Annotated in this window: 20 protein-coding genes and 3 tRNA genes; 9 read left to right on the top strand and 14 right to left on the bottom strand. The window is 61.9% G+C overall.

Features of this window, described 5'->3' with window-relative positions; translation table 11 throughout:
- Window positions 1-275 precede the first annotated feature (275 nt).
- Window positions 276-350, bottom strand: a tRNA-Glu gene (locus BG22_RS04150).
- 431 nt (window positions 351-781) lie between these two features.
- Window positions 782-1,693: a tRNA (guanosine(46)-N7)-methyltransferase TrmB gene (gene trmB / locus BG22_RS04155; protein WP_181163370.1), complete on the bottom strand. Its 912-nt coding sequence runs from the start codon at window positions 1,691-1,693 to the stop codon at window positions 782-784.
- Between the two features lie 254 nt (window positions 1,694-1,947).
- Here trmB and BG22_RS04160 point away from each other — a divergent pair.
- Both BG22_RS04160 and BG22_RS04165 read left to right on the top strand, forming a co-directional pair.
- Window positions 1,948-2,021, top strand: a tRNA-Asp gene (locus tag BG22_RS04160).
- A 40-nt stretch (window positions 2,022-2,061) separates the two neighbouring features.
- A tRNA-Phe gene (locus tag BG22_RS04165) sits at window positions 2,062-2,137 on the top strand.
- Window positions 2,138-3,175: 1,038 nt separating this feature from the next.
- Here the strand turns inward: BG22_RS04165 and BG22_RS04170 are convergent.
- Window positions 3,176-4,663, bottom strand: coding sequence for a glycoside-pentoside-hexuronide (GPH):cation symporter (locus tag BG22_RS04170; protein ID WP_140493541.1), 1,488 nt, complete (start codon window positions 4,661-4,663; stop codon window positions 3,176-3,178).
- A 713-nt stretch (window positions 4,664-5,376) separates the two neighbouring features.
- On the opposite strand from BG22_RS04170, the gene BG22_RS04175 reads away from it, so the two are divergent.
- Window positions 5,377-9,084 (top strand): glycoside hydrolase family 2 TIM barrel-domain containing protein, encoded by a 3,708-nt coding sequence (locus BG22_RS04175; protein WP_375137690.1) that lies wholly within the window; start codon window positions 5,377-5,379, stop codon window positions 9,082-9,084.
- A 121-nt stretch (window positions 9,085-9,205) separates the two neighbouring features.
- Here BG22_RS04175 and BG22_RS04180 read toward each other — a convergent pair whose 3' ends face one another.
- Complete coding sequence (locus BG22_RS04180; RefSeq protein WP_140493543.1) at window positions 9,206-10,267, bottom strand: LacI family DNA-binding transcriptional regulator; 1,062 nt, start codon at window positions 10,265-10,267, stop codon at window positions 9,206-9,208.
- Between the two features lie 421 nt (window positions 10,268-10,688).
- Between BG22_RS04180 and BG22_RS04185 the strand changes: the two genes are divergently transcribed.
- Both BG22_RS04185 and BG22_RS04190 read left to right on the top strand, forming a co-directional pair.
- Window positions 10,689-11,558 carry an AzlC family ABC transporter permease gene (locus tag BG22_RS04185; protein WP_140493545.1) on the top strand — a complete coding sequence of 290 codons (870 nt, stop codon included), beginning with the start codon at window positions 10,689-10,691 and terminating at the stop codon, window positions 11,556-11,558.
- 81 nt (window positions 11,559-11,639) lie between these two features.
- Window positions 11,640-11,972: a branched-chain amino acid transporter permease gene (locus BG22_RS04190; protein ID WP_140493548.1), complete on the top strand. Its 333-nt coding sequence runs from the start codon at window positions 11,640-11,642 to the stop codon at window positions 11,970-11,972.
- Window positions 11,973-12,110: 138 nt separating this feature from the next.
- Here the strand turns inward: BG22_RS04190 and BG22_RS04195 are convergent, their stop codons facing one another.
- The 3 genes from BG22_RS04195 to BG22_RS04205 form a co-directional block, all read right to left on the bottom strand.
- Window positions 12,111-12,641 carry a low molecular weight protein-tyrosine-phosphatase gene (locus tag BG22_RS04195; protein WP_140493550.1) on the bottom strand — a complete coding sequence of 177 codons (531 nt, stop codon included), beginning with the start codon at window positions 12,639-12,641 and terminating at the stop codon, window positions 12,111-12,113.
- 235 nt (window positions 12,642-12,876) lie between these two features.
- A complete protein-coding gene (locus tag BG22_RS04200) occupies window positions 12,877-13,539 on the bottom strand; it encodes a dihydrofolate reductase (RefSeq protein WP_094666815.1) in 663 nt (220 codons plus the stop codon).
- A 209-nt stretch (window positions 13,540-13,748) separates the two neighbouring features.
- Window positions 13,749-14,549 carry a thymidylate synthase gene (locus tag BG22_RS04205; RefSeq protein ID WP_181163373.1) on the bottom strand — a complete coding sequence of 267 codons (801 nt, stop codon included), beginning with the start codon at window positions 14,547-14,549 and terminating at the stop codon, window positions 13,749-13,751.
- Between the two features lie 238 nt (window positions 14,550-14,787).
- Between BG22_RS04205 and BG22_RS04210 the strand changes: the two genes are divergently transcribed.
- Complete coding sequence (locus BG22_RS04210; protein WP_140493552.1) at window positions 14,788-15,201, top strand: OsmC family protein; 414 nt, start codon at window positions 14,788-14,790, stop codon at window positions 15,199-15,201.
- A gap of 190 nt (window positions 15,202-15,391) precedes the next feature.
- Here the strand turns inward: BG22_RS04210 and BG22_RS04215 are convergent, their stop codons facing one another.
- The 4 genes from BG22_RS04215 to BG22_RS04230 all read right to left on the bottom strand — a co-directional run bounded on the left by BG22_RS04215 (window position 15,392) and on the right by BG22_RS04230 (window position 19,580).
- On the bottom strand, window positions 15,392-16,429 hold the full coding sequence (locus BG22_RS04215; protein WP_140493555.1) for a universal stress protein: 1,038 nt from the start codon (window positions 16,427-16,429) through the stop codon (window positions 15,392-15,394).
- Window positions 16,430-16,654: 225 nt separating this feature from the next.
- Window positions 16,655-17,383 carry a C40 family peptidase gene (locus BG22_RS04220; protein ID WP_140493558.1) on the bottom strand — a complete coding sequence of 243 codons (729 nt, stop codon included), beginning with the start codon at window positions 17,381-17,383 and terminating at the stop codon, window positions 16,655-16,657.
- Between the two features lie 164 nt (window positions 17,384-17,547).
- Window positions 17,548-18,282, bottom strand: a complete 735-nt coding sequence (locus tag BG22_RS04225; protein ID WP_140493561.1) for an NlpC/P60 family protein — start codon at window positions 18,280-18,282, stop codon at window positions 17,548-17,550.
- Window positions 18,283-18,629: 347 nt separating this feature from the next.
- Entirely contained in the window at window positions 18,630-19,580 is a 951-nt protein-coding gene (locus BG22_RS04230) for a CHAP domain-containing protein (protein WP_140493564.1), read from the bottom strand.
- A 517-nt stretch (window positions 19,581-20,097) separates the two neighbouring features.
- Between BG22_RS04230 and serC the strand changes: the two genes are divergently transcribed.
- Window positions 20,098-21,243, top strand: coding sequence for a phosphoserine transaminase (gene serC, locus BG22_RS04235; protein ID WP_140493567.1), 1,146 nt, complete (start codon window positions 20,098-20,100; stop codon window positions 21,241-21,243).
- Window positions 21,244-21,280: 37 nt separating this feature from the next.
- Entirely contained in the window at window positions 21,281-21,535 is a 255-nt protein-coding gene (locus BG22_RS04240) for a DUF2530 domain-containing protein (protein ID WP_140493570.1), read from the top strand.
- Window positions 21,536-21,580: 45 nt separating this feature from the next.
- Here the strand turns inward: BG22_RS04240 and BG22_RS04245 are convergent, their stop codons facing one another.
- Entirely contained in the window at window positions 21,581-22,780 is a 1,200-nt protein-coding gene (locus BG22_RS04245; protein WP_140493572.1) for a cell wall metabolism sensor histidine kinase WalK, read from the bottom strand.
- A gap of 171 nt (window positions 22,781-22,951) precedes the next feature.
- On the opposite strand from BG22_RS04245, the gene phoU reads away from it, so the two are divergent.
- Window positions 22,952-23,626, top strand: a complete 675-nt coding sequence (phoU, locus tag BG22_RS04250; protein ID WP_094666823.1) for a phosphate signaling complex protein PhoU — start codon at window positions 22,952-22,954, stop codon at window positions 23,624-23,626.
- A gap of 499 nt (window positions 23,627-24,125) precedes the next feature.
- Here the strand turns inward: phoU and BG22_RS04255 are convergent, their stop codons facing one another.
- Complete coding sequence (locus BG22_RS04255; RefSeq protein WP_094666824.1) at window positions 24,126-24,866, bottom strand: phosphoglyceromutase; 741 nt, start codon at window positions 24,864-24,866, stop codon at window positions 24,126-24,128.
- A gap of 187 nt (window positions 24,867-25,053) precedes the next feature.
- A complete protein-coding gene (gene menA, locus BG22_RS04260) occupies window positions 25,054-26,049 on the bottom strand; it encodes a 1,4-dihydroxy-2-naphthoate octaprenyltransferase (protein ID WP_140493641.1) in 996 nt (331 codons plus the stop codon).
- Between the last annotated feature and the right edge of the window lie 316 nt (window positions 26,050-26,365).

Below are 26,365 nucleotides of genomic sequence, written 5' to 3' on the forward strand. Positions count from 1 at the left end.
CCTTTATAGTCGCAGTTCCGACATTCAGGTACCCCTCGCAAAGCAGATACATAACCGCACACGCGACAAAGTACCCCTCACAACCGAGATACACCCTATACGGTGAACTTATCAACGTGGAGACTCAGAAAATCCGATAGGGGGAAGTCCCCGACGATTTCAAGAGTGCGGTCGTGTACCAAATCTGTACCAAACGAGTACCAAAACGGCTTTCGCCGGAAAACAGAAAAGCGCTGGAACCCAAGGATTCCAACGCTTTTCGTGGCAGTTGCCAGTGGTACCCCCAGAGAGAGTCGAACTCTCGTTGTCAGATTGAAAGTCTGGTGTCCTAACCGTTAGACGATGGGGGCAGACAACTCGTGTAACTATAATGAAGCACACGCCGTGATGCAAATCAACGGCAAATCGGCGTGTCGAATGGAGGCAAACCTCAACCACCCGTCAGTTACACGGTCGGCAAGACCACAGGAATCGTCCTCCGGGCAAGGGTTACGTATCTCATAACGTATCCCATATCAGGTGTCGTTCCATTGCGACAGGGCCGCACATCGTCGACGACCTTCCGCACCGACAACGCCGAGCGCCCAGCTCCGGAAACCCTATCACCCCCGCTACTACTCCAGCGCCCAATCCGGAGACACCCCATTCCATGGACAGCCTCCGCGAAGAACAACGAATAGGAGACGAACGAACTTCCGCCGACCGATGCCATCGACCGGCCGCCGAACCCCCGCCAGCGGCCCCCAATCACCAATAGGCCACAGCTATCAACCCACAGTTATCAGCCAACCACCTGATACGTGAAATCGTGAATCACTCGGCCTGCAGCGAGCCCCTTCTTCTCGAAATTGGTAAGCACGCGACCGCCGAAACGCTCCGACTCCATGAAATCGGCATGCGGCATCCCCGCGGCAAGATCGGCATTGCCCTTGCCTACATGCTCCAGCGGCAGACTGACCGTCAGAGCACCGAGATTCTTCCAGCCTTCAAGCCCGTCCATCACCTCATGCACATGCAACGCATAATCCTCGATATCGGTGGCAATGCGCCATACCCCGCCATCGGCGAGCGCACGATGCAGATCGGCCGCAAGGCCCGGCTGCACGATGCGACGCTTGTGATGCTTCTTCTTCGGCCACGGATCAGGGAAGAAGGTCCACACCTCCGCCGCGACACCGGCATCGGCCACCTTGAACAGCTCCGGCGCATTCACCTGCGCCACACGCAGATTCGTCAGCCCATGCTTCCCGGCAAGCAACATGGTGTGGGCCACACCAGGGTCATACACTTCAAGGGCGAGGAAATTCATATCCGGACGCGCGGCCGCAGCCGCCACCACATTCTCGCCCTGACCCGTACCGATCTCCACAATCAGAGGATTGCCATTGCCCCAGTTCAGCTCGACGAACGGGCGGTCGAACCTGACACCCTCACGCACATCCAACAATCCATTACCCGCCGCGATATCCAACAGATACATACCGGCGTACCGTTCCCACGCGCGCTGCAGCCGGTCATCCAGACGTCCGGATCGGCGAACGAACGACAGCACCTTGTGCAGCGGATGCTTCATCTCCGGGACGGCATTCGCAGCCTCGTCAACGATCTCCACAGTCCCGGCGCCCGCCACCTCGGCGGAATGCGTCGCGAAGTCGTCGGATTCAACGGCGACATTGGATGCAAGGTCAGTCATACTGTAATGAACACCTCTCATAGCTCAGGCCGCTCGGGGACGTCTGGACACAACGGCCGAAACGGTCGAATCAACGAACTCATACTGCAGCCCACCATAGCAAGTCTCCGCCCCGGAGATTGCAATGCGATATCAGTCCACAATGCTATACACCACGGCAAAAACGTTGAAATTACAGGGAACACGCCGAGATTTGCGCGATTGCTGGATTTCAGTAATATATACATCTGTTGCTTCACGCAAGTGAGACACAAGGCCCCGTAGCTCAGTTGGTTAGAGCGCCGCCCTGTCACGGCGGAGGTCACCGGTTCAAGTCCGGCCGGGGTCGCTCGAATGGTTGATTGTCTTCTGACTATCATCTGTTCAATGGCTCTGTAGCTCAGTTGGTAGAGCGAGCGACTGAAAATCGCTAGGTCAACGGATCGACGCCGTTCGGAGCCACCACGCGGAACCCCGCAAGCCTTGCAAACACAGGCTTGCGGGGTTTCTTGATTTCGGAAACAAAGTCTGCATAAACCCCTCAACCCAGCATAAACCCCGCACATTCACTAGCAAAACCATCGAGTAAGGGGTAAAGGGTCAAAACGTGGGTCGTATCCTCGCGTGTCGGTGGTTAGTTTGGGCGTACCATCCATCCACCAAATCATATGGCTCTGTTAAACCAGCTTTGACATAAGAGGCAAATTGGTGGGTTGATTTCTCTAGGGAATCAACCCATTCAGAACTTTCGTTGATTAACCCATGTCAATTCTGGTTTAACAGAGCCAATCATATGCACTAGCAGTTCCAGGGAATAACAGCTCAACCACGAAAGTTCCTATAACCCAGTTACAAGTCGCGTTCCCCCGAAATATGTACACTGACATCGGCTGACCGTACGTTTTTCGGGGTGAATGGGATGATTCCCCGAAAAACGTACGCTGGGGGATGCGTGTTCTTATACGCGTGTGTTGCTGACATGTCTGGAAGAACCAACCCCACGTATGTGGGGAATGAACCTTATCCGCTTGTGCCGCCGACATGTCATTGATTGGCATGACCGTCGAATCTTAACGATTGACTGTCCCGACAGTTCGGTGTCGGATTTCGACGGTCGACTGTCGTATTTCGACGCTTGGCTGTCGGATCTCGTACGTGTGGTACACGAAATCCGACAGCCATACGTCGTGCTCCGACAGCCATGCGTTGGAATCCGACAGCCATGGGATGAAATACACGATATGTACGAAATCCGACAGTCATACGTCTAGCGTCCCGGGTAGTCAATTCGTTAACGAATTGACTACCCCCTCAGCCCCGTTTCGCGAGCCAGCTCGTCCTGCAAGTATGGACGCGCTCTCGCGCAGCCTGTTGACCCCTTGTCAGACGGAGACAACACTACTCAGATAATTACGAGATGGATCACCAGGACTTCGCTTCCTCAAGAGACTGGACGAGACTGAGCCTCGATTCCGCCATGCGAGGCCGTACCGAGGCCACACCTCACTCCGCATCGGCCCCATCGCCGCCGCCGAGTTGTTCTTCAAGCTTGGCGACAATCTCTTCGTGCATTTTCTCGTCGATTTTGACGGTGAGCAGATATACGACGAGGCTCAATACAATGCCGCCTAATGGCAGGTAGTAGGCGCAGGTCTTGAAGGTTCGGATGTTCGCGGCGGTCATGTCGGCGGCGGTGGCGTCGCCCACCATGCCGGCGGCGACGGCCACGAACCCGACGATCCCGTTGGACAGGGCGCCGGCGATCTTGTCGAGCATGGGCCGCACGGACAGGGTCACGGCCTCGTTGCGCCGGCCGGTCTTCAATTGTCCGTATTCGATGGAGTCGGTCATGCCCAGGATCGCGGTCATCTGGATGGTCTGCGCGGGAAGGTAGAACAGCACGAGCGCGACGATGACCGTGGGCAGGTTCATGGGGTTGATGATGAACAGCGTGTAGCCGGCGATCATGAACGCCATGCCGGCCACGTACAGCCAGCGGCGCGGGATGCGGCGGTTGAGCACCGGGTAGAGGGGCGTGGTGACCAGTCCGGTGACGATCGGGATGACGCCGGCGATGGAGAAGCTGTCCGGGGCGCCGAGCACGTACTTGAACTGGTAGAACAGCACGCCGGTGGTGGCCACGTTCGCCACCGAATACAGGAGATAGCTCAATGCCACCCACAGGAGCTGGTCGTTCTGGGCGATGGCCTTGAACGCTTGGATGGGGTTGCCGCCCTCGCGGGCCTTGGCGCGCAGCTGGTCCTGGTTCTCGCGGGTGCCGAACGCGACGCTCCACGCGGTCAACAGGCCGAGCACGGCGATGATGATCGCGAACGCGGCCCAGCCGGACCGGCCCTGCGCCCACTGGCCGGTGAACTTCCAGGTGAACCAGCTGACGATGGGCACGACGATCACGGTGACGCCGTTGTAGCCGATCGATCCGGTGAACGTGCCCAGCGCGGTGTACACGCCGCGTTCATGCGAGTCAGTGGAGATCGCGGGGATCATGCCCCAGTAGGAGATGTCGCGCAGCGAGTAGATCACGTCCAGGAGGATGAACACGACGACGAACAGGACCATGAACACGCCCGTGTTCACGTCCACCAGGCCGAACAGGCCGGTGAACACCATCACCAGGAGGATGCCCGGCACGATGCCGCCGATGAACTGCCACGGGCGGAACCGGCCCCAACGCGTGTCCGTGTTGTCCACGAGATTGCCCAGCAGCGGGTCGAGGAAGATCTCCGCGATGCGGATCACCACCACCAGACCCGTGATGATCGCAATCATGCGCGCCGCCAACGCCTTGTCCACGTTCACGAACAGGGCCGTCGTCACGAACGTGATGAAGAACGTGCTCATCGTGTTATAGAACGCCGCCTGACCCAGATTACCCACCGCATACGCAATACGGCGTCCGATATTGCGTCTGGTTTCTTCCGGTTCCTGTCGTTGCTGCGATTGCGCATGTTGTGTTGTGGATTCGTCCATATCGGCCTCCTTGCGACCTACGACATTGTCAGCGGGAACCTCACCGAACCCGCACCACGCGAGTATAGAACTTTCTAAAATAAGTAAAAAAATATTATCGCGTGTCGCAATATTCGCAGGCAAAGTAGTGCGAAGATCACGTAGGAAATCAGCGCAAACCACACCACCACCACGACGACGCAACCAACGAGACAACTATCAACACCCCAGTATCGGACATCGACGCGCGCCACCCCGCCAACAATCAGCCGCCCACCACAGCTCAGCCCGCGGCAAGCACACAACATCAAGAAGAAACGCGACGCTTCAGCAACACCTAGTGTCCTACGTCAGAAATTCGCTGATTAATTCACCACCCCTCAGACCTGCTTCGCGGGCCAGCTCTTCCTGCAATTAAGGACGCGATACGTGTTCTGCTGACTCGCCTGTCAGCTCGCACGTTGCCTACAAACAGCTCCGCTGTTTGTTTCACGGCAACGTCCCATCAGAGAGGGCCGATACCACTCAAACAATTGCGAGACGGACACTAGACCACGCCCAACGCCCGCCCACGCACACAAAACAAGCCCGCTACCCCATTAACCAACGCACCCAAACCCAGCCTGACCGACCCCAGCACAGGCCCTCACCCCCAATCCCAACACCACGCCCACAGAAACACAAGAAGTTGCATTTTTAAGTAAAAATATTTATCATCATCACGCAAGAATCCAGTGAAACGATTCTTGCATTGCGACGACAACGACGCGACGCAATCCCCCAGCAAAAGCGAGGACACCATGAACACCACCAACGCGACACAAGGAGCCGACAACACGCGTCCCCTCCCCCACCGCACCGGCGACCTACCAACGACGGATTGGCTCACCGATCCGAGAACGTTCGCAGTCAACCGGCTGGACGCCCATTCCGACCATGCCTGCTGGTCACATAACCCGCGGCATGGCGAAACCAGCGACCTCAGCCAAAGTCTGGACGGCACATGGCGCGTATGTCTCCGAACAGCGCCGGCCGTCGGCTTCCCGACCCCGGCCCCACATCGGGCATCCGATGCCGACAGCACCGCACAAACCGGAACAGGAACGGTCACCAGCACGAAATCCGATACATTCCACGACGCCGTATCGGCAACGACTCCTCCGAACAACGCCGACGATAAGGCAGGCACCCTGACAACGGCCGTCCTCAAAACAGCAGCGCTCAAACCAACAGCGCTCGAAACGGTCTCCCTGACGATGACCTCCCCCAACGCATGCCCCTGGTTCGCCAACCCGGAACTGGACGATTCCACCTTCGACAGCATCGCCGTGCCGTGCCATGTGGAGCTCGCGGGATTGCTCCCACCGCGGTATGTGAATGTGCAGTATCCGTGGGATGGTCATGAGGATCTTGAGGCTCCGGCGGTTCCGGCGGATAATCATGTGGCGTTGTATCGTCGCGCGTTCCGTCCGGAGGGCGAAGTGGCGCGGGCGGTCGCGGATGGCCGGCGGGTGACGCTCACCTTCCATGGGGCTGCGACCGCGGTCTATGTGTGGTTGAACGGCGTGTTCGTCGGCTATGGGGAGGATTCGTTCACGCCCAGCGAGTTCGACGTCACGGCCGCGATCCGCCCAGGCTCGAACGTGCTGGCGGTGGCCTGCTATGAGTATTCGAGCGCGAGCTGGCTGGAGGACCAGGACTTCTGGCGTCTGCACGGCCTGTTCCGCTCGGTCGAGCTCACCGCCCGCCCGGCCGCGCACGTCGCGGACCTCAAGACGCTTGCGGACTGGAATCCGGACGCAAAACAGGGCCTGCTCACGGTGGATGCCACGATCGAGGGCGCGGCCCATGCGACGGTCGCGGACGTCACGCTCACGGACATGGACGGCGACACGGTCGTCTGGCAGACCGCCACACCCCTCGTCGCAGGCACGCCAATAGCTGACAGGTCAATCACCGACACGACAACCACGAACACGGCAACCACGAACAAGTCAACCACAGACACGTCAACCGGCATGTCAATCACGGACACCGGCACGGTTCACGCCGAGGCGATGCTCGAGGGCGTGGACCCGTGGAGCGCGGAGACGCCGAACCTGTACACGCTGACCGTCACCCTGTACGACACGAACGGCCGCGTCATCGAGGCCGCCCAGACCAACCTCGGCTTCCGCCGCATCGGCATCGAGGACGGCATATTGAAGATCAACGGCAAGCGGCTGGTATTGCGTGGCGTGAACCGGCACGAGTTCGACTGCCGTCGCGGCCGCGCGGTCACCGAGGAGGACATGCTGTGGGACATCCGTTTCATGAAGCGCCACAACATCAACGCGGTGCGCACGAGCCACTACCCGAACCAGTCCCGCTGGTACGACCTGTGCGACGAGTACGGCATCTACCTGGTCGACGAGACGAACCTCGAGACCCACGGCAGCTGGAACAGCCCCGGCGACATCCCGGTCGGCACGTCCATCCCCGGCGACGACCCCGACTGGGCGCCAGCCTGCCTCGACCGGCTCGACAGCATGATCAAACGCGACCGCAACCATCCCAGCGTGATCATCTGGTCATTGGGCAACGAATCCTACGCCGGCGAGGTCCTCAAGACCATGAGCGGGCACGCGCACGCCATCGACCCGACCCGGCCGGTCCACTACGAGGGCGTCACCTGGAAACGAGAGTACGAGGCGATCAGCGACTTCGAAAGCCGCATGTACGCCAAACCCCATGAGATCCGCGACTGGCTCGAACACCAGAACCGCGCAGCCAACACAAGCGGCAAACCCCGGAAGCCGTTCATGAGCTGCGAGTACATGCACGCGATGGGCAACTCGTGCGGCGGGCTCGACGAGTTCACCGACCTGGAATCCCATGACTGCTATGCGGGCGGGTTCATCTGGGACTACATCGACCAGGCCCTCATCCAACGCCTTCCCGACGGTACGGAACGCCTCTCGATAGGCGGCGACTGGGGCGACCGGCCCACCGACTACGAGTTCGCAGGCAACGGCATCGTGTTCGCCGACCGCACCCCCAGCCCCAAGGCCCAGGAGATCAAACAACTGTACTCGCCGATCCGCCTCACCCCCGACGGGCACGGCGTGACCATCGAGAACCGCAACCAATTCACCGGCACCGACGACTACCTGTTCACCGCCAGACTCCTCCTGGACGGCCGCGAAATCTGGCACTGCGACTACCAATTCGACGTGCCCGCCGGCCAGACCACACGCCACGACATCGACTACCCCGATGCCAACACCATCACCGACGCCAACGACTCCACCAACACCGGCACCTGTCCAAGCCCAAGCCCAAGGCCAAGTGACGGCGTGCATGAGGTCGTCTACGAGGTCGACCTACGCCTCGCCAACGCCACCGACTGGGCCCCGGCCGGCTACCAGCTCGCGTTCGGCCAGCTCGTCGGCGTCCTCAACGCCGGGCGCACGTCCGGCACCCGCTCCGGCAACGAAAACCGCCCCCGCACGCCCGAAACCGAAAGCAGTCACATCATCAACGACAGGCTCGTCGCAACCTGCGCCAGCAACGACGCCGCCCCCACGGGCAACGATTCCGCCATGGTCACGCTCGGCCGCTGGAACGCGGGCATCCGACGCGCTGACGAGGAAATCCTCCTGTCGCGCACACAGGGAGGCATCGTCTCGTGGAAACGAGACGGACGCGAGATGGTGATCCGTCGCCCCGACATCGTCACCTTCCGCCCACTGACCGACAACGACCGCGGCAACCACTCCGGCTTCGACCGCGCCGCATGGTTCCCCGCCGGCCGTTACGCCGTCACCACCGGCACGCACATCAACCGGACCGACGACGGCGAACTCGTCGCCGAATACCAGTTCGAGCTCGCCGACCCCGATCGCACACCCGCGTTCATCATATACCGCATCGACCCGGCCATGCGCCTGCACCTGACCGTCAAATATCCGGGCACCGACCCCGACACGGCCAGCCTGCCCGCCTTCGGCATCGAATGGGAGCTACCCCGCGAATACGACCGGCTGCGCTACTACGGGCCCGGCCCCGAGGAGACCTACCGCGACCGCAAGCGTGGCGGCCGGCTCGGCATCTGGAACACCACGGCCGCGAAAAGCTTCGCACCGTACCTCATGGTCCAGGAGACTGGCAACCGGGAGGACGTGCGCTGGCTCGAGGCCACTGACGTCCACGGCCACGGCCTGCGCATCCGCCAGCATGGGGACCGCCACTTCGCCGCGAGCCTGCTGCCGTGGGACACGACCACCATCGAGGCCGCACGCAGGCGCGAGGACTTGCCCGAGCCACGGCATACGTATCTGCGACTGCTTGCCGGGCAGATGGGCGTCGGCGGCGACGACTCGTGGGGCGCGCCCGTACACCCCGCCTACCAGCTGCCCGCAGGCAGGCCGCTCACCCTCGACGTGGACATCCAACGCATCTGACCGCCGTCATCCCACACCGTATCGGCGGTGGCCTCGGCGGCCAATGTCACCAAGGCCACCACCGATGCTGTTGTCGTCCTGCCTGCTCAACACCGCAACGGCAACGATTCCAATCGGCATCTCACAGCTGCGGCGTAAAACTGGCCCTCGCCACAAGTTCGGTGGTGAGCAGCACATGGCGACGGACCTTGCGCTCGTGCTCGAGCCCGTCGATCAGCGTGGTCAGGGCCGTGCGCGCAAGTTCGCGCTGGTCGATGGCGTAGGAGCTCAGCGAGGGCGACGTGTACCGGGCGATGGACTGGTTGTTGACGCTGACCACGGCCAGCTCGTCCGGTACGCGCACTTGCAGCGCGTTCAGCGCCTGCAGGACGCCCACCGCAAGCACGTCCGCCGCCACGATCAGACCGTCCGGCATGTCACCGTGTCCGTCATCGACGGTGGCATCGGCGCCGTTCGCCCCGCCTATCCGGCCGCCCTCCCCGCCACCGCGATGGTCGGCGACCAGACGCGAAGCCTGCTCGTAGCCACTTTCGACCGTGAACGTGCCGCGCGAGTACACCAGCCCATCCACGTCAAGCCCCAAATGCACGGCCCATTGGCGGAACGACGCCTCACGGATGTCCTCGGGATAGTCATGCAGCCCCATCAGGCTGCCCACGCCGCCGATGAACGCGATCCGACGACGCCCGGCAGCAATCAGTGCGTCCAGTGCATCCAGCATGGTCTGCGACAGGTCCGGGCACACCGAGTCAAACAGATGCGGCGCGGGATTCGTGTCGATGCACACGCCATGCGGCAGCACCTTGTGCAATGCACGCAGATCGTCCGCGGGAAACACGGTCGCCCCGATCGTCACGAACCCGTCGAACTCGCCGGCCCGTTCGATCAGTTCACGGATGGAATGGACGAACACCGGCCGGTCCAGTCCCAGCGATCGCGCGCATTCCTCCACGATTCCGCGCAGTTCGGCGAAGTATGCGTCCTGCAGTTCCTCGCCCGAGGGTGGCGCGTCCAGCACCGCGATCGCCGGGCGGAACACGTCGCGATAGCCCAGTTCCTCGCACACGCGCAGCACGCGCCGCTTCGTCTCCTCCTTGATCGAGAACGACGGATCGTTCAGCAGGCGCGACACCGTGCTCTGCGACACCCCGGCCCGTTCGGCGACCTCCTTCAACGTGGCCATCAGCATCCTCCCCATGCATCAACGCCGTCCGCACTATCCGCACCGTCCGCACATTGACACCGTCGATTTTAGTAAAAAACTTTACTAAGCATAACCCATCGGACGGCGGGCGCGGCGCCAAACGGACTGTATGAACGGACTGTAAGTATGCGGCCTGTCGAAGGTCCCGCGTACTTACAGTCCGTTCCGGCCTTATTTGGGACTGTATGTACGCGACGGTTTCGTTATCCCGCATACTTGCAGTCTGTTTCGCTCGCCCCGGCCATCGTATGCGCACGACCGACGCCCCTACCGCATCCGGCAGGCGCTCCCGGCCATCGTGTGGATGATTCCAGCGACGGCTCCCCCGTGCGCGCTATCCTTGTCCCGTTTGTCTTGCGGACAAAAGCATCGGAACAACATCACCGAAGAGAGGCGGGATATGGGCAACGGTAACGGCACCACCACGGTTCCCGGCACCAGAACCGTAACCGATGCCGAAACCAACGCCAGCAACCGCCGGTCCGCACCGCGCCGTGATGTCCTCGCGGCTCTGAAGGCCGCGTTCCCGCTTACCGTGCCGATATGCCTGGGATTCCTGTTCCTCGGCACGTCATACGGCATTCTGATGGGCATCAAAGGGTTCTCCTTCGTATGGCCGATGTGCATGAGCGCGTTCATCTTCGCGGGGTCGATGGAATTCGTCACCGTGAACCTACTGCTCTCGGCGTTCAACCCGATCGCCGCGTTCCTGCTTGCGCTGATGGTCAATGCCCGACATCTGTTCTACGGGCTGTCGATGCTCAAGTCGTTCAAGGGTCTTGGCTGGAAGCGCCCGTACCTTATCTTCGGCATGTGCGACGAAACCTTCGCTATCAATTCCACCGCCCGCATCCCCGACGGCATCGACCGGGGATGGTTCTACTTCTGGGTCACGGCCTGCAACCAGAGTTACTGGGTCATCGGCGCCACGCTCGGCGGTCTCATCGGGTCGCATCTGCCGTTCGACACCAACGGACTCGAATTCGTGCTCACCGCACTGTTTCTGGTGATTTTCCTTGACCAATGGCTGGGCGGACATCATCGCGAACGGCTTGCCGCCGTCATCGGCGTGCTGGCCTCCCTCGCCTGTCTGGTAATCTTCGGTGCCAACGATTTCATGATTCCGTCGATGGCCGTGATGCTTGTGGCGTTCCTGCTGCTGCGTCCGTATCTGGATACGCTCAGGACCGGCAACGCTACCGATGATACTGGTGACGCCATCGCCATTGACGGCGATACCCCCCGACTCCGCCGACGCCGCCGTCAGTGACGACACGATTCAGCACAAATCGCGCGGCTCACACGAACTTCACGACTCCCCCGCCCCCGGCCCGAAGGAGGCTCATCAGGCATGATCATGACCGTCTGGCAGGGCGTGGCCACCATCGTGGCAGTGGTAATCGGCACCATGCTCACGCGATTCCTGCCGTTTCTGATATTCCCGGAATCCAAACAGCCCCCGCGCATCATCGAGTATCTCGGTGCGGTGCTGCCGTATGCGATGACCGGATTACTAGTGGTGTATTCCCTACGAAACACCCCGGTGTTCACCGGCTCCCACGGTGCGCCCGAGTTCATCGCCTGTGCGGTGATCGTGGCCCTGCATTGCTGGAAGCGCAATATGTTGCTGTCAATCGCCGGCGGAACCGTGACCTACATGCTGCTGGTGCAGCTGGTGTTCTGACATCCCCGGCACCTACGCAATCGGCACCGCCATCCTCCGCTTAAGAAGACGGCGGTGCCGGAACATTCGATGCGGCCTATGCAACCGTCGATATGACGGATCGCCAGCTGTGGATTGACAGCCGTGAATCACCGTCCGTCACGACTCGGCATCGAGCTGCTTGGCCACCCAGTCGACGATGTACGGCGCGACCTCTTCAATCTGGTCGATGGCCACCTCGAACTCATGCGGACCGCCGTACCACGGATCGACCAGATCGATCTGGTCCTCACGCCCGGGCTTCGGCTTGGGCAGGTTCGGGTCGAAGCTGCGATACATATGCACTTCGGCGCGCTTGCCGGCCGGCAGCATGCGCAACAGCGCGCGCATGTGGGATGCGGTCATCGGCAGGAACAGATCCGTACGCGCGATTTCGTCACGGGAGATGCGATGGGCGAAATGATCGCGCGGGATCTCATCGCCGTACCCGCGTTCGCGCAGCACCCGCACGGCGCGGGGGTCGATCGGATGGCTCCATTCCTCATCGGACACGCCGCTGGATTCCACATCCACCTTGTCGCCAAGGCCGCGCTCCTCGAAATAGTGGCGCAGAATGATCTCACCCATCGGCGAGCGGCAGATGTTGCCGGTGCAGACGGTCATGACGGTGTAGGGCTTGGTGGTGCTCATAGCGCTTTCCATTCGATTCGAGGACGCGGGGTCCGGCCGATAATATTGCAGATATTGCACAATGCTGGATGATGCAAGGGATGCATACAGGGGATGATACAAGACCGTCGCCCGGCATGGTGCATCGGACGACGGCATGAAGGGGACGATCCGGCCTGAGCATCGTCAGGCGCGTCTCTCCCCGGAATCGACGCACGATGGTCGCCCCTGCCGATCAGAGGCCGACCATCCACGGCTACTTGGTTTTGACCAGCGTGATGAATCGGTATGATTCCACGCCGGACGTGTGGTCATCGGGAGTGCGCCACTCCCCCACCTCGGCTTCGCGCCACAGGCCCGCTTCGACGAGCGCGGCCATGTCCGGCGCATAGGCGTCGGCGTCCACATGGGCTGCCAGAACGGTGATGTAGGCCTTGTCCGCGAACGGAAGCGCCTCGGCGAACAGCTGCGCGCCGCCGATGATCCAGATCTCGGAACGGTCCAGACCATCGTCCGGGATGGCCTCCTGACGGGCCAGATCGAGGGCGTCGTCAAGGCTGGTGACCACCGTGGCGCCCGGCGCACGATACAGCGGGTCGCGCGAGACCACGATGTTGTCCCTGTTAGGAAGCGGACGGTATTTGAGATCCAGCGACTCCCAAGTCTTACGGCCCATGATCACCGGATGCGATACGGTCAGCTCCTTGAAATGCTTCATGTCCTCGGACAGATGCCAAGGCATGCCGCCATTAAGGCCGATGGCGCCCGAACGACCTTCCTTGTCGCGGGCTTCAGCCCAAATCAGATTCACCGAGAACGTCTTGGGGAAATCGTCACCCCAATCCTCCTCAGTGGCAGACAGCCCGGCAGATCCGGGCTCGGGTTCGTGATAGCCGGTACGGCTACTGTCATGCTCCATTTCGCTTACTCCTCCTGGATTGCGGAACTGCCCTTAGTGTAATGGGCATGCCAGACGGACCGGCCGATCGCGGAGTCTCGCCCCGTCTCCGGCCAGCCGACCCGGCGGACGGACGGCCCAACGCAACGCGCGCGGGGCCGTACGCAGGGTCGTCCGCAGGCCGTACGCAGCCGAATAGTAAGGCCGCACACAACCGAAGGCGGCGGTCGTCACACCGCCACAGGAGCCTTGATGGTCGGATGATGGCGGTAATCCACGATGGTGAAGTCGTCGTAGTCGTAGTCGAACAGCGAATCGGCCTTGCGGATCTCGATGGTGGGATACGGATACGGCTCACGGGAGAGCTGCTCGAGCACCTGATCGATATGGTTGTCGTAGACATGGCAGTCGCCGCCGGTCCAGACGAACTCACCGGGTTCCAGGCCGGTCTGCTGGGCCATCATCAGCGTGAGCAGCGAGTAGGACGCGATGTTGAACGGCACGCCGAGGAACATGTCGCACGAACGCTGGTACAGCTGGCAGCTCAAACGCCCGTTGGCCACATAGAATTGGAACAGGGCGTGGCACGGAGGTAGCGCCATCTGCTCGACCTCTGCCGGGTTCCACGCGGACACCACCATGCGGCGGGAATCCGGATGATGCTTCAGCAGATCGAGCACATTGCCGATCTGATCGATGGTGCGGTTGGGGTCTTCTGGCGTGGGGGCCGGCCATGAGCGCCACTGCACACCGTAGATGGGACCCAGATCACCGTTCTCGTCGGCCCACTCGTCCCAGATGTGCACGTTGTGCTCCTGCAACCAGCGGATGTTGGAGGACCCCTTCAGGAACCAGAGCAGCTCATACGCCAGTCCCTTGAAGAACACGGTTTTGGTGGTGAGCAACGGGAAGTACCGGGACAGGTCAAACCGCATCTGCTGGCCGAACAGGGAGATGGTGCCCGTGCCGGTACGATCGGACTTCAGCGAGCCTTCCATAAGGATCTTGCGCACCAGATCCTCGTACGGCATCGGAATGTCCGTGTCCGGACGGGACGGGATGCGGGTGCGGATGTCAGCGAGCTGTTCTTCAGTCAAAGCCATGCCCACCATGGTAGCGGCAGGGGTCCGACCGCACCGCCCCACACTGCCCGAGTCAGACGGCAACCGGCATTTTCCGCCATCGATGAGTTCCACCACCCGTCGAACGTCCTGTCGGGGCATAATGGAGAGGTCAACAATGCCATGAGATGCCGTAAGGAGGCACACTATGGGTAAGCGACTGTGGGTAGAGCGCAACAAGGATGGTTCGTGGGACGCCTTCAGCGACGACGGCGCGCACATCAAGTTCGGCAAGGACCGCGGCCAGTTCACGCCGGGTGACCTGATGAAGGTCGCGCTGGCAGGCTGCGCGGCGCTGTCCAGCCAGTTCGCCGTCGAGCACGCGCTGGGCGAGGGCAAGGGCGCCAAGATTGTGGTGGACGGCACCTACGACCCCGAAAACGACGCCTACACCAGCTTCGACGAGCAGGTCGTGGTGGACGCCTCCGATGCCGGGCTGTCCGAGGAGGACGCCGAAAAGCTCAAGGAGCGCGTGACCCGTCACATCGATAAGGCTTGCACCGTCAAGCACACCTATGTGCAGGAGACCCCGGTGCGCATGAACGTGACCATCAAGCACTGACGGAATGATTTGCCGTATATACGGCTATATACGTATATACGGCGCATATGGCAGCGGCTCCCTCACTGAAGAGAGCCGTCAAACCAAATAGATAGTGGCTCCCCTCAGAGAGGGGAGCCACTGCTATAGCTGTCGCATTATCAGCTGGCGGCTCCCCTCAGCCAAAAGGAGCCACTGCCAAACCTACCGACTACTCGTGCTTCGGATCGATGGTGGCCTCGATCTGATGGGCCACCTCGGGCTCGGCCTTGGGCACCGGAATCTCCTCGACTCCGGCGATATCGTCCAAGGACTTGGTGGGCACTTCCGCCGGCGAGCTCGGGACGGTATCGAGACGGGACTCCGCAGCCTCCACATACTTACGCGGCACCACGTAAACCGGGCCGGCGGCGTGCTGCAGCAGTCCCTGGCTGGTGGAGCCCAGCAGCAGGCCGGTGAAGCCACCGCGGCCACGAGATCCGACAACGACCACGTCATGATCGAAGCTGGCCTTGGTCAGGGCGCTCACGGCCGGACCGGAGACGATCTGCTTGTTGATCGTGAGGTCCGGATGCGCCTCCTGCAACGGCTTGATGCGCACGTCGAGGTCCTCCTTGTAGGACTCCATCACGGCGTCCTCGCCGTCCACGCCCTTGAGGTTCGGCACGGCGGAGATCACGTCGAGCTCGGCGCCCCAGGAGGATGCGAAGTCCGCGGCGATGTCCAGCGCCTTGAGACCCCACTTGGATTCGTCGGAGCCCACGGCCACCTTGGTGATGGTGTTGTTGAGGTGCATGAGGTTGCCGTCATCGTCGGTGTAGGGCACCACGACGATCGGGCAATAGGCGTATGCGGGCAATGACGACGAGGTAGTGCCCAGCAGACGCTCGGCCAGTCCGCCCTTGCCGCGGTTGCCGATGACGATGAGATTGTAGTTGCGCGACAACTCCACGAACACGGACGCGGGATCACCGGTGACAATCAGCGTGGCGGCTTCGACGCCCTGCTCATCCGCGATGGCCTTGGCCTTGGACAGAATCTCCTGGGCATCGGAATGCGCGGCGTTGTCATCCCCCATCGCCGTGTAGGTGGCATCGAACGAAACGGCGGCATAGCTGGGCAGGGAATACGCACAGACAATCTGCAGCGTGAGTCCGGCATGCTTCGCATAATTCGCGGCCCACCATGTTGCCTTGTAGCTGGCATGCGACCCGTCAACGCCGACGAGAATGGCCTTGTCGTTAATCATGACGACCTCCTTGAAGTTATCGCGGAACCTGTTCCGCGTATCTCCCACAATACCCCGCGACACTCGGATTGCGTGGTATGCGCCGCCCAAAGAACGAGAAAGGCGCGCCCCGAAGGACGCGCCCGAATGGTCATCTCTGTCACGTTATGCAGATTGCTGTCCCCGTATCGGCAGCCCGCTAATCGGGATGCATTCACCGCCGCTCAAGGCGGGTTCCAAGGGAGACTACAGGATGCGGCGGATGGAGTAGGGGTTGCCGCCGAATACGGAAACGTCGGCGATCTGAGTGCCTTGCACCGGATTCATGGCATTGATCACCATGCCGTTGCCGATGTAAATGGCGGCATGGATGCCGTTCGCCAGAATGTCGCCGGGCTGGGCTTCGGCGAGGCTGGCCACCGGCGTGCCCATAGCGGCCTGTGCACCGGAGGAATGCGGCAGGGAGATGCCGAACTGGGCGTACACATACTGCACGAAGCCGGAGCAATCCCAGCCGGACGGGGTGTTGCCGGCGGCCGCATACGGATAGCCCTGGAACTGCATGGCGAACTTGGCGAGATCGGCGCCGCCGCCGTTCATGGAGCCAAGATCGACCTGAGGAATCTCGGCGCGCTGCTCGGAACGGCTGGCCGCGTATGCCTCGGTCTGTGCCTGGGATGCCTCGTCGGCGGCCTTCTGCGCGGCCTCGGCATCCTTCTCGGACTGGGATTGGGTCTGCGGCACATTCAACGTTTCAATGCCGCCCCAATCGGCATTGTCATCCACCGAAGTGGACGTGGATTCGGCCAGAAGATTCGCCTTGGCGGCGGAGGCCTTGGGGAAGGAGCGAGAGGAGACCACAGTGCTGTCATCCGCCGTACCCGCGGCGCTGGCGCTCGGTGCCACACCTGCGAACATGGTAGCGGCGACCACTACTGCAGCCGACGCGGAAAGAATCTGCCTAACGTTCATCATCAACGCACCACCTTACCATAAAGGCCTCCGGACGGAACGTCCGAAGGCCCTGTAACGAAACATCACCCCTGTTCGCTTTTCGATATCGTTACGCCGGCACACACGACATACGACTTATCCGGCATAGCCGGTTCCGTCCATGCCGTCCCATCCGGCGGGGAGCGTCACGGGATGCGCACCACGATGGTCACCTGGTTGAGCATCGCGCCGGCCAGCGCCACGGTGTAGCCGTTCCAACCGCCGTGCACCGCCTGACCGTTGCCCACATACAGTGCCACATGGTCGTAATGGGCGCCGCCGTTCCAGCCACCGGTGCTGGCGTAGATGAGGATGTCGCCCGGCTGCAGGGAGCCGTCGGTGACGATCTGGCCGCCCGGCACGTTGGCGTACTCCTCGGGCCAGCCATGGAAGTTGATGCCGCGTGCGGCGAGGGCGTAGCTGACCAGTGCGGTGCAGTCCATGCTCTGGCCGATCAGCGAGTATGCCTTGTCGATGGATGCGGCGGCACCGGCGGAGACGGACCCGTCAAGCTCCGTATAGGACATGGTGCTGCGGGCCTGGCCACGGCTGGCGGCCTCCATCTGGCTCTGCACCTGGGCCGCGGCGGCCTCATCCTGAATCTTCTGCGCCGCTTCGGCGGCAGCCGCATCCTTCTCGGCCTGAGAAGCGGTCTGTGGCACGTTCAACGTCTCGATGCCGCCCCAGCTGGAGTCGCCCTCGACTTCGGTGGAGGTGGATTCGGCGGTCAGGTTCTCTCGAGTGGTGCTGACCGTCGGGAACGACTTGGTGGCGGTCACGATACCCTCATCGGCCATGGCGGTCGTGGGGGCGAATGCGAACAGGCTTGCGGCGGCCGTGCACGCCGCAATCACGGAAGCGATTCGGGGAAAAGTCCTCATAGCCCCTGAACGGTAACCACCGAATATGAACAAATACTGGGAATCGGCTGGCAATGCCGCATAATAACTGGGATTTCATCGGCGTGTCGTCTATTGACGCCGGCAATATGCAGCAAGCTCCCAGATGATTGCAAGTCCGGTCACAGCGGACCGTGTGCGTGTCCCCGAGCTGGATTCAAACTGAATTTGTAGTCGAAAAGCCGGTATATGAATGCCCGCCGAGTCTCATTCTTTCAAATCGTCTTCAACCCGCCGATCATGTCCGACTGCCATTCGGCCCGCATTCGGACGAATCTTCGATGTCGATGTCCGAGCCTCGGAGCAAGGAACCAATAATCAATAACGAATCAGTAATGCACGAACTGGAGCTTGGCCGCATCGGCGGCGCTGAACGTGCGGTGGGAAATCACTCCCAGACCCTTGACGTTGGATTCGGAGACCTCGATGGAGCCGTCGGCATTGATTTTCTCCAGCACGGCCACATGGCCGTAGACCGGATCGGAACCGGCCTGCCCCTGAGCGAACACCACGGCATCGCCCACATGGCGAGGAGTGTTGTCCACCCAATACCCAAGGGCGGCGGCGGAGTCGGCCCATTGACCGCCATTGCCGAAGTTGCCGCTGGTGGGCAGCCCCAGCTCGGTGCGACGGTTGTAGGCATACCATGTGCACTGGCCCCACGGATAGTTGTTGCCGCTGGTGCCGGCGTCGTGGTTCGGGTTATAACCGGCCGGCAGTGCGGCGCTGTCCTCATCCATGAGCACCGAGACCACCGGGTTGTTCGCGGTGTTACGGTTCATGAGCTGGGTGTTGAGCGCGCTTTCGGAGTTGCTCAGGCCCCATCCGCCTTCGTTGGTGGACTGGGTGGCGACCGGTGAGGTGAGCTCGGTGCGGGCCTCGGAACGAGAGGCGCTGGACACATCGCTGACACGCTTGAGCTGAGTGGTCGTGGTGGCCGGATCGGCAAGCACCGGAGCTTCACCGTTCTGCGAAGCGAAGGCCATCGAAGTGGCCGCAGTGCCCACCAAGGCGGCGAGGGAGGCCGAAGCCAGAATATGGCTACGGCGTTCGGCCGCGCGGGCGGCCTGACGAATGGAACGACGGGTCTGCGGTGCGATCTCGTTGATCTTCTCGGCGACCGCGGGGTCAAGCCCAAGAACCACGGCATCGCCGCCTGCGGCCTGCACCGCACGCACCGCACGTACGGAATGCGAACCCTTGCCGGAGGCGAAGAGCGCCTTCGCTAAGCTGAACTTCTGGTGTGAGACCTTGGTCGCTTTATGCGAGGCGTGCTTCATAACTCATAACTCCTTGGATGGGCTCGAACGCCCCTTCGTGGGAGCGTCACCGTACCGTCACAATTGCCCACTGTACAACGCCCACGGGTCAACCGGCAAACCATTACGGGACTATCCGGGGTCCGCTACGGCGTGTCCTCGGTCATCCATGATTTATATGCCGCCCATCGAACGGCAAGTGTTTCACAAGACGTTTCACGAGTTTTCCCCAGTATTCTCCCGGTTTCGGGCCCGTCTGCCATTTCTCGTGAGTCCGTGCACGGACGGCTCGGTACCCGCATGATGCGTCTTGAATGCCGAGCTATACGCATTCCTTATGGAACGCTATCCGCGCGAGTCCTTCACATTTACCGCATCCACCAACCGGCGCCGGCTCCCCGCCACATTCCGTTCACCGTGGACGCGTTCCCGCAGTGCTGCTCCGCCGGCACCGACTCCTGACCATGCCCGCTCAATCCGATAGCCGATAATCGGGAAATCTGCGCATTCGCGCCCGGCACTGGCTACCCTTGAAGCCATGACAGTGACTGTGAACATCCCCGAATCATTGAAGCCCGAAGACGGACGCTTCGGCTCCGGCCCCAGCAAAATCCGCCCCGAACAGATTGCCGCGATCGACGCCGGCGCCACCACGCTGATGGGCACCTCCCACCGCCAGAGCCCGGTCAAGCAGGTGGTCGGCTCCATCCGCGAGGGACTGGCCGAATTCTTCCATCTGCCCGATGGCTACGAGGTGGCTCTGGGCAACGGCGGCGCCAGCGCGTTCTGGGAGATTGCCTGCGCCTCGCTCATCACCCGTCAGGCCGCCTTCGGCTCGTACGGCTCGTTCAGCGCCAAATTCGCCGCCTCCGCCGCGAACGCGCCGTTCCTCGAGCGACCCGTTATTTTCAAAGGCGAGCCCGGCACCTACCGTCTGCCCGAGCTCACCGAAGGCGTGGACACCTACTGCTGGGCCCATAACGAGACCTCCACCGGCGTCGCCGCGCCGATTCGCCGCGTGCCCGGCAGCCGTGAGGCCGGCGCGCTGACCGTCATCGATGGCACCAGCGCGGCAGGCGCCCTGCCCCTCGACATCACCCAGACCGACGTGTATTACTTCTCCCCGCAGAAGGCGTTCGGCTCCGACGGCGGACTGTGGGTCGCGGTGCTCTCCCCCGAGGCCATTGAACGCGCCGCCGGCGTGGAGTCCAGCGCCCATCTTGAGGGGGCACGCCGCTGGGTACCGCCGTTCCTCTCGCTGACGACCGCACTGAACAATTCGCGTAAGGACCAGACGCTGAACACCCCGGCGGTCGCCACCCTCATCATGATGGCGAACCAGATCGAATGGCTCAACAACAACGGCGGTCTGGACTGGGCGGCCGCACGCTGCGCCAAGTCCGCTTCCATCCTGTACTCGTGGGCGGAACGCTCGCAGTACGCGCAGCCGTTCGTCACGGACCCGGACGCCCGGTCGCATTCGGTGGTCACCATCGATCTGGACGAGCGCGTGCAGGCAAGCCAGGTGCTGGCCATCCTGCGCGAAAACGGCATCGTGGACGCCGCAGGCTACCGCAAACTGGGCCGCAACCAGCTGCGCGTCGGCGTGTTCCCGTCGGTGGAGCCGTCCGATGTGATCGCGTTCACCAAGTGCGTGGATTACGTGGTCGAGCATCTGCAGTAATCGGCCGTTGACCGACCTTTTTACTACAGTGCTAACTATGAAGTTCGCGCCCATCATCGACCCAGCGGTCCGCAAGCCGGCCCCCAAACCGGTACGCGTGGACTTGCGCAAGGTATTCGGCATCGGGACCGGCCTGTGGACCGTGGCGCTCATCGTCTCGCTGGTGCTGCTCGTACTGCATTACGACACGGTGTCATTCGTGATTCTGTGCGCTGCCGGCGTGATCATCGGGGTGCTCATGCTGATCTGGGAGTACTTCGACCGCTGGGACTACCGACGGCTGGGACAGTAAGCCGCAACTATGGATAAGACGCCCGCATCGGGCCGCCCGCGTTGGTCACTGTGCCAACGGCAGCGTCAGGCTGAACGTACTGCCCTGACCGGGCGCGCTCCACACGGTGATGTCGCCGTGATGCGTGAGTGCGACGTGCTTGGCGATGGCAAGTCCGAGTCCCACGCCGTCCGCGGTGCGCGCATTCTGATCGGCGCCACGGTAGAAGCGCTCGAAGATGCGCGATTGGGCCTTCTTATCGATGCCGGCACCGTGATCGATCACCCGGATCACCGCACTGTCTCCACCCTTGGACCTGGTCACGGACACACCCACCACGCCGCCTTCGGGTGAATAGCCGATGGCGTTCTCGATGAGCTTGGTCACGGCACTGTCGATCTGGCCGCCTTCGTCATTGACCACCAGATCGGCGTCGCCGGATACGGTCAGTCCGACACCGAAGCGATCGGCCTGCGGCCGCAAACGCTCCACCGTCTCACGAACCTGATCCAGCAACGGCAGCCGGTTGGCTGAGGACGGCGTAATCGGCTCCTGAGCACGGATGAGCAGCAGCAGATCGGAAACCATGTGGTTGAGCTTGTCGCAGCTCGACCGCACCTGCCGAGCGTCCCGCGCGATCTGCTGCGCATCAAGCTCGCCCTTCTCAAGCTCATCGGCGAGCTTCCCCAGCGCCTCGGTGGGGCCGAGCAACTGTTCGGACACATTGATGATGAACGCATCACGCACCTGCGCGAAGCGAATCGCGTCGCTGACATCATTGACCAATACGATGACGAAGCGGTCATCGATGCGGCCGACCGTCACCTTCAGCCAGTTCGGTCGGCTGGAAGTCCGGGATTCGACGTGCTCGGCGCGGTTGGCCTCCGCCACATATCGTTGCGGCGTTGTGGTCGTCAGGTCGAAAAGACGTTTGCCTCCGGAGCGGCGGGCCTCATGCACCGCGTCAAGCACCGTCTGGTCCACGATGGCGTCGTCGGCCACCACGCCCAAGCGATAGGCGTCCGGGCTCGAGCGGACCACTTCGTCGTTGGCATCCACCACGATCGACACACCGGGCATCATCGACAGCAGCGTGGCCGTCTCGTCGGGCAGGTCATCCCCTTCATCAGCGGAGGAATGGCCGCGGAAGCCGGCAATCCGGACCCGGCCGGTGGCCATCCCCAACACCAACGCCACCACGATGGCCACGAACAGGACGGCGGCGGCAACCAGCGCCACGGCAACGGGAATCGACATCAGGGTCATGGGTCCATTCTCCCACACCGCGCGGCACGCCGAGAACATGAATTGCAAGTGAACAACCCAATGAACAATGAAACAACTTGAGGTTGCTATTGCCTACGTTGAAGTAGGGCGAGAAAGCTGGAATAATACACTGAGAGAGGTTGCAATACCAAAGCATGAAAGGCTAGAGAAATGCGCGTTATTTTCAACGAGGAGCTGAAGCAGGTTGCTGACGACCTCGACCGCATGGCGCAGGATGTGCGTAAGGCGATCAATGGCGCCGGCGAGGCTTTGCTCAAGCAGGACGTCGAGGCCGCACAGACCGTCATCGACGGCGACATCGAGATCGATGCCCTTGAGTCCTCCATCATCGACCAGTGCGTCCGTCTGCTCGCCAAGCAGAACCCGGTGGCCACTGACCTTCGCGTTGTGGTGTCTACGCTGCGTCTGGCTTCCACCTTCGAGCGTATGGGCGATCTCGCTCGTCACGTTGCCGAAGGCGCCCGCCGCACCTACCCGGCCTCCCCGCTGCCTGAAGAAGCGCAGCCGGTGTTCGCCGAGATGCTCGAATTCCTGAGCGACACCGCCGACCAGCTCATCGCTATGCTGTCCGACCGCGACGCCAAGACCGCCGAGCACATCATCCTCAACGATGACAAGCTCGACGAGCTGCACCACAAGACCTTCGAGCTGGCTCTGTCCGACGGCATCACCCGTCAGCAGACCGTGGACATCGTGCTTCTGGGCCGCTTCCTCGAGCGTCTCGGCGATCACGCCGTCTCCGCCGCCCGTCGCGTGGTGTACATCGTCTCCGGCTTCGACCCGTCCAAGAAGCCTGCCCGCGATGAGGAAGGCGCCATCGAGTAAGACTCGAGCGAGTTCGGCGCGTCAACGCTGATCTGCGAAACACCGGGGATACGGGTATCGCAGTGATGGTGGCGATTGGCGCGTCGGCATAATACTTATCCCCTCGGGGATGCCTGAAACGGCGATTCGGCTACGGCTGGGCGCCGTTTTCTTATGCCTTGTGCACGGTGGCACGCTGCTACGCAACAATGGTGACACGGCAGCGTGGGAAATACCCCCACGGTGTAGGGAACTTCCCATCGTGTAGGGATGCCCACATGGGCCATGTCGTGTTTTCCGCGGAATACAGCCATTTTCGTTCCCTACACGGTGGGGCAATCCCTACATCATGGGAAGTTCCCTACATGGTGGGAAGTTCCCTACACCGTGGACGCACGAAAGCTCTTGTGGCCCCCACTTATGCGACAAGGGGAGCCGCACGGATGGGTGCGACTCCCCTTGTGAGTATTGCTGCTATCGTGCTTATGCACGTATGACGTGACGGACTACGACGCCAACATCACTTCTGGCCCTGTGCGGCGACGGCGGCGGCACCGGCGGCGGCAGCCTCCGGGTCCAGGTACTCGCCACGCGGCTTAATCGGCTTGAAGTCCTCGTCCAGCTCGTACAGCAGCGGGATGGCGGTCGGGATGTTGACCTTGGCAATCTCCTCCTCGGTCAGGTTGTCAAGCATCTTGACAATGGCACGCAGGGAGTTGCCGTGAGCGGCGATCAGCACGGTCTTGCCGGCGCGCAGCTGCGGCTCGATGTCGGACTTGAAGTACGGCTCGACACGCTTGACTACATCGGCCAGGCACTCGGCTTCCGGAACCGGGTCGCCGGTGTAGCGCGGGTCGTGGTTCTGGGCGTACTGGTCGTCCGGGTCGATCTCGGGCGGCGGGGTGGCGTAAGAACGACGCCACAGCATGAACTTCTCGTCACCGTACTCCTGACGGATCTCGGTCTTGTTCTTGCCCTGCAGAGCGCCGTAGTGACGCTCGTTGAGACGCCAGCTGCGCTCGACCGGAATCCACAGACGATCGGCGGCGTCCAGCGCGAGGTTGGCGGTGTTGATGGCACGACGCAGCAACGAGGTGAAGACGATGTCCGGCAGGACGTTCTTCTCCTTGAGCAGCTCGCCGCCGTGCTTGGCCTCAGCCTCACCCTGCTCGGTCAGCGGGACGTCGACCCAGCCGGTGAACTGATTGGTTTTGTTCCATGCGCTCTGTCCATGACGGAGCAGTACTAGTTTGTAAGTCATACGGCCAGTCTACCGCCCGAACGCCCTAAACACGAGCATTCGTCTTATGTTTTGCGCATCGTTTGGATAACGGTTACCGGACATCGGTTATCGAACTTCGGTTACCGGACATCGGCGCCGAACATGGAATGAGGATTCGCTCACCGAACGCGCCCGGCAGTATATGACGATGTCAGCCGCATCATTATTACATCACCAGTGCGGATACGACTACGACCACGGCGAAGAACGACGTCTGGAAGCCCGCATCGTTAAATGCAGTATGGAACCGGCGCTTCGGCACGCTCAGAACCATGCGAATCGGCACGCCCACGCCGGAAATCAGCAACACCGCACCCCACGGCATCCATAGGGCCATGCAGACGAATGCACCAATCATCCAGGCGATGACACAGCAGACCGTCAGCAGGATGCCGGCGTTATGCTCGCCCAACCGCACCGCAAGTGTGCGTTTGCCGTGTTCCCGGTCCTCTTCTACGTCGCGCAGGTTATTGATCATCAGCAGCATCACGGCGTTGAGCCCGCAGCACACGGCAGCCGCCACGCCCATGCCGTCCACCGTACCGGACAAGGCGTATTCGGTGCCCAATACCGCGGCAAGACCGAAGAATAGGAACACGCCGAGTTCACCGAACCCCGCGTATCCATAAGGATGCCTGCCGCCCGTATAGAACCAGCCGGCCGCCAGACTCAGCGCCCCCACCGCCAGCAGCCACCACGCCTGGGAGATCAGCACCGCCACCAAACCGCAGACGCAGGCGAGTCCGGCCGCGATGCCGGACGCCATCAGCACTTGTTTCGGCGGCATGCCCGAGGCGACCAACCGCCGCGGCTTGGCACCACGGCCCTGGACTTGGCCCGCGTCCCGCTGCGCGTGTTCCGCCTCATCCCGCCCGGCATCGACGCCGCGGATGCCATCGGAATAGTCATTGGCATAGTTCACGGCGATCTGGAGGAGCAACGCCACCAGCACGCAGAGGGTGAACACTGGCCAGAAGTGGCCCAGCAGCACTGACTGCTGCGCCCGGTTCGTCGTGCATTCGGCAGGCTCCGGGTTGATCTCGATGCAGGTGCCCAACTGTGTGAGGCGCACGTAAGCCATCGCCGCGCCGACCAGCACCGGCGCAATTGACGCCGGCCAGGTCTTCGGCCGCGCTCCGGCGAACCACAATCGAATGTTCATGCTGTCCAGCATACTTCGCAGCGAATCCGCCATACGCGCAGAAACGTGTGCGCACGCGCGACGCATGTCGCGCATGTCTCCGGCATCGATGCGGGAGACCGGCATGCGCATGACGTACATCCACAGGGAAGCCATCGCATGCCCTCGAAGCGGCGAGCCTTCCATGACCGGCCCACCATGACCGTTCCATACGACGTCGCAGATGCGATGCGTGGCACGGACGGAAAGTACGCGAGCCGACGAGGACACGCGCACTTACCAAGTGTTCCGTTGCTTTCCCTGTGTATGTGCGCGGCATGTTCGCCGGACCGCTCAC

It is taken from the genome of Bifidobacterium sp. UTBIF-78, from assembly GCF_006408945.1.
Classification (GTDB): Bacteria; Actinomycetota; Actinomycetes; order Actinomycetales; family Bifidobacteriaceae; genus Bifidobacterium; species Bifidobacterium myosotis.

What these genes read in the sequence shown, in the direction of transcription:
- trmB (WP_181163370.1), bottom strand. Translation starts at nt 1,693, where the DNA reads ATGACTGACCTTGCATCCAATGTCGCCGTTGAATCCGACGACTTCGCG.
- BG22_RS04170 (WP_140493541.1), bottom strand. Translation starts at nt 4,663, where the DNA reads ATGGACGAATCCACAACACAACATGCGCAATCGCAGCAACGACAGGAA.
- BG22_RS04180 (WP_140493543.1), bottom strand. Translation starts at nt 10,267, where the DNA reads ATGGCCACGTTGAAGGAGGTCGCCGAACGGGCCGGGGTGTCGCAGAGC.
- BG22_RS04185 (WP_140493545.1), top strand. Translation starts at nt 10,689, where the DNA reads ATGGGCAACGGTAACGGCACCACCACGGTTCCCGGCACCAGAACCGTA.
- BG22_RS04190 (WP_140493548.1), top strand. Translation starts at nt 11,640, where the DNA reads ATGATCATGACCGTCTGGCAGGGCGTGGCCACCATCGTGGCAGTGGTA.
- BG22_RS04195 (WP_140493550.1), bottom strand. Translation starts at nt 12,641, where the DNA reads ATGAGCACCACCAAGCCCTACACCGTCATGACCGTCTGCACCGGCAAC.
- BG22_RS04200 (WP_094666815.1), bottom strand. Translation starts at nt 13,539, where the DNA reads ATGGAGCATGACAGTAGCCGTACCGGCTATCACGAACCCGAGCCCGGA.
- BG22_RS04205 (WP_181163373.1), bottom strand. Translation starts at nt 14,549, where the DNA reads ATGCCGTACGAGGATCTGGTGCGCAAGATCCTTATGGAAGGCTCGCTG.
- BG22_RS04210 (WP_140493552.1), top strand. Translation starts at nt 14,788, where the DNA reads ATGGGTAAGCGACTGTGGGTAGAGCGCAACAAGGATGGTTCGTGGGAC.
- BG22_RS04215 (WP_140493555.1), bottom strand. Translation starts at nt 16,429, where the DNA reads ATGATTAACGACAAGGCCATTCTCGTCGGCGTTGACGGGTCGCATGCC.
- BG22_RS04220 (WP_140493558.1), bottom strand. Translation starts at nt 17,383, where the DNA reads ATGATGAACGTTAGGCAGATTCTTTCCGCGTCGGCTGCAGTAGTGGTC.
- BG22_RS04225 (WP_140493561.1), bottom strand. Translation starts at nt 18,282, where the DNA reads ATGAGGACTTTTCCCCGAATCGCTTCCGTGATTGCGGCGTGCACGGCC.
- BG22_RS04230 (WP_140493564.1), bottom strand. Translation starts at nt 19,580, where the DNA reads ATGAAGCACGCCTCGCATAAAGCGACCAAGGTCTCACACCAGAAGTTC.
- serC (WP_140493567.1), top strand. Translation starts at nt 20,098, where the DNA reads ATGACAGTGACTGTGAACATCCCCGAATCATTGAAGCCCGAAGACGGA.
- BG22_RS04240 (WP_140493570.1), top strand. Translation starts at nt 21,281, where the DNA reads ATGAAGTTCGCGCCCATCATCGACCCAGCGGTCCGCAAGCCGGCCCCC.
- BG22_RS04245 (WP_140493572.1), bottom strand. Translation starts at nt 22,780, where the DNA reads ATGACCCTGATGTCGATTCCCGTTGCCGTGGCGCTGGTTGCCGCCGCC.
- phoU (WP_094666823.1), top strand. Translation starts at nt 22,952, where the DNA reads ATGCGCGTTATTTTCAACGAGGAGCTGAAGCAGGTTGCTGACGACCTC.
- BG22_RS04255 (WP_094666824.1), bottom strand. Translation starts at nt 24,866, where the DNA reads ATGACTTACAAACTAGTACTGCTCCGTCATGGACAGAGCGCATGGAAC.
- menA (WP_140493641.1), bottom strand. Translation starts at nt 26,049, where the DNA reads ATGAACATTCGATTGTGGTTCGCCGGAGCGCGGCCGAAGACCTGGCCG.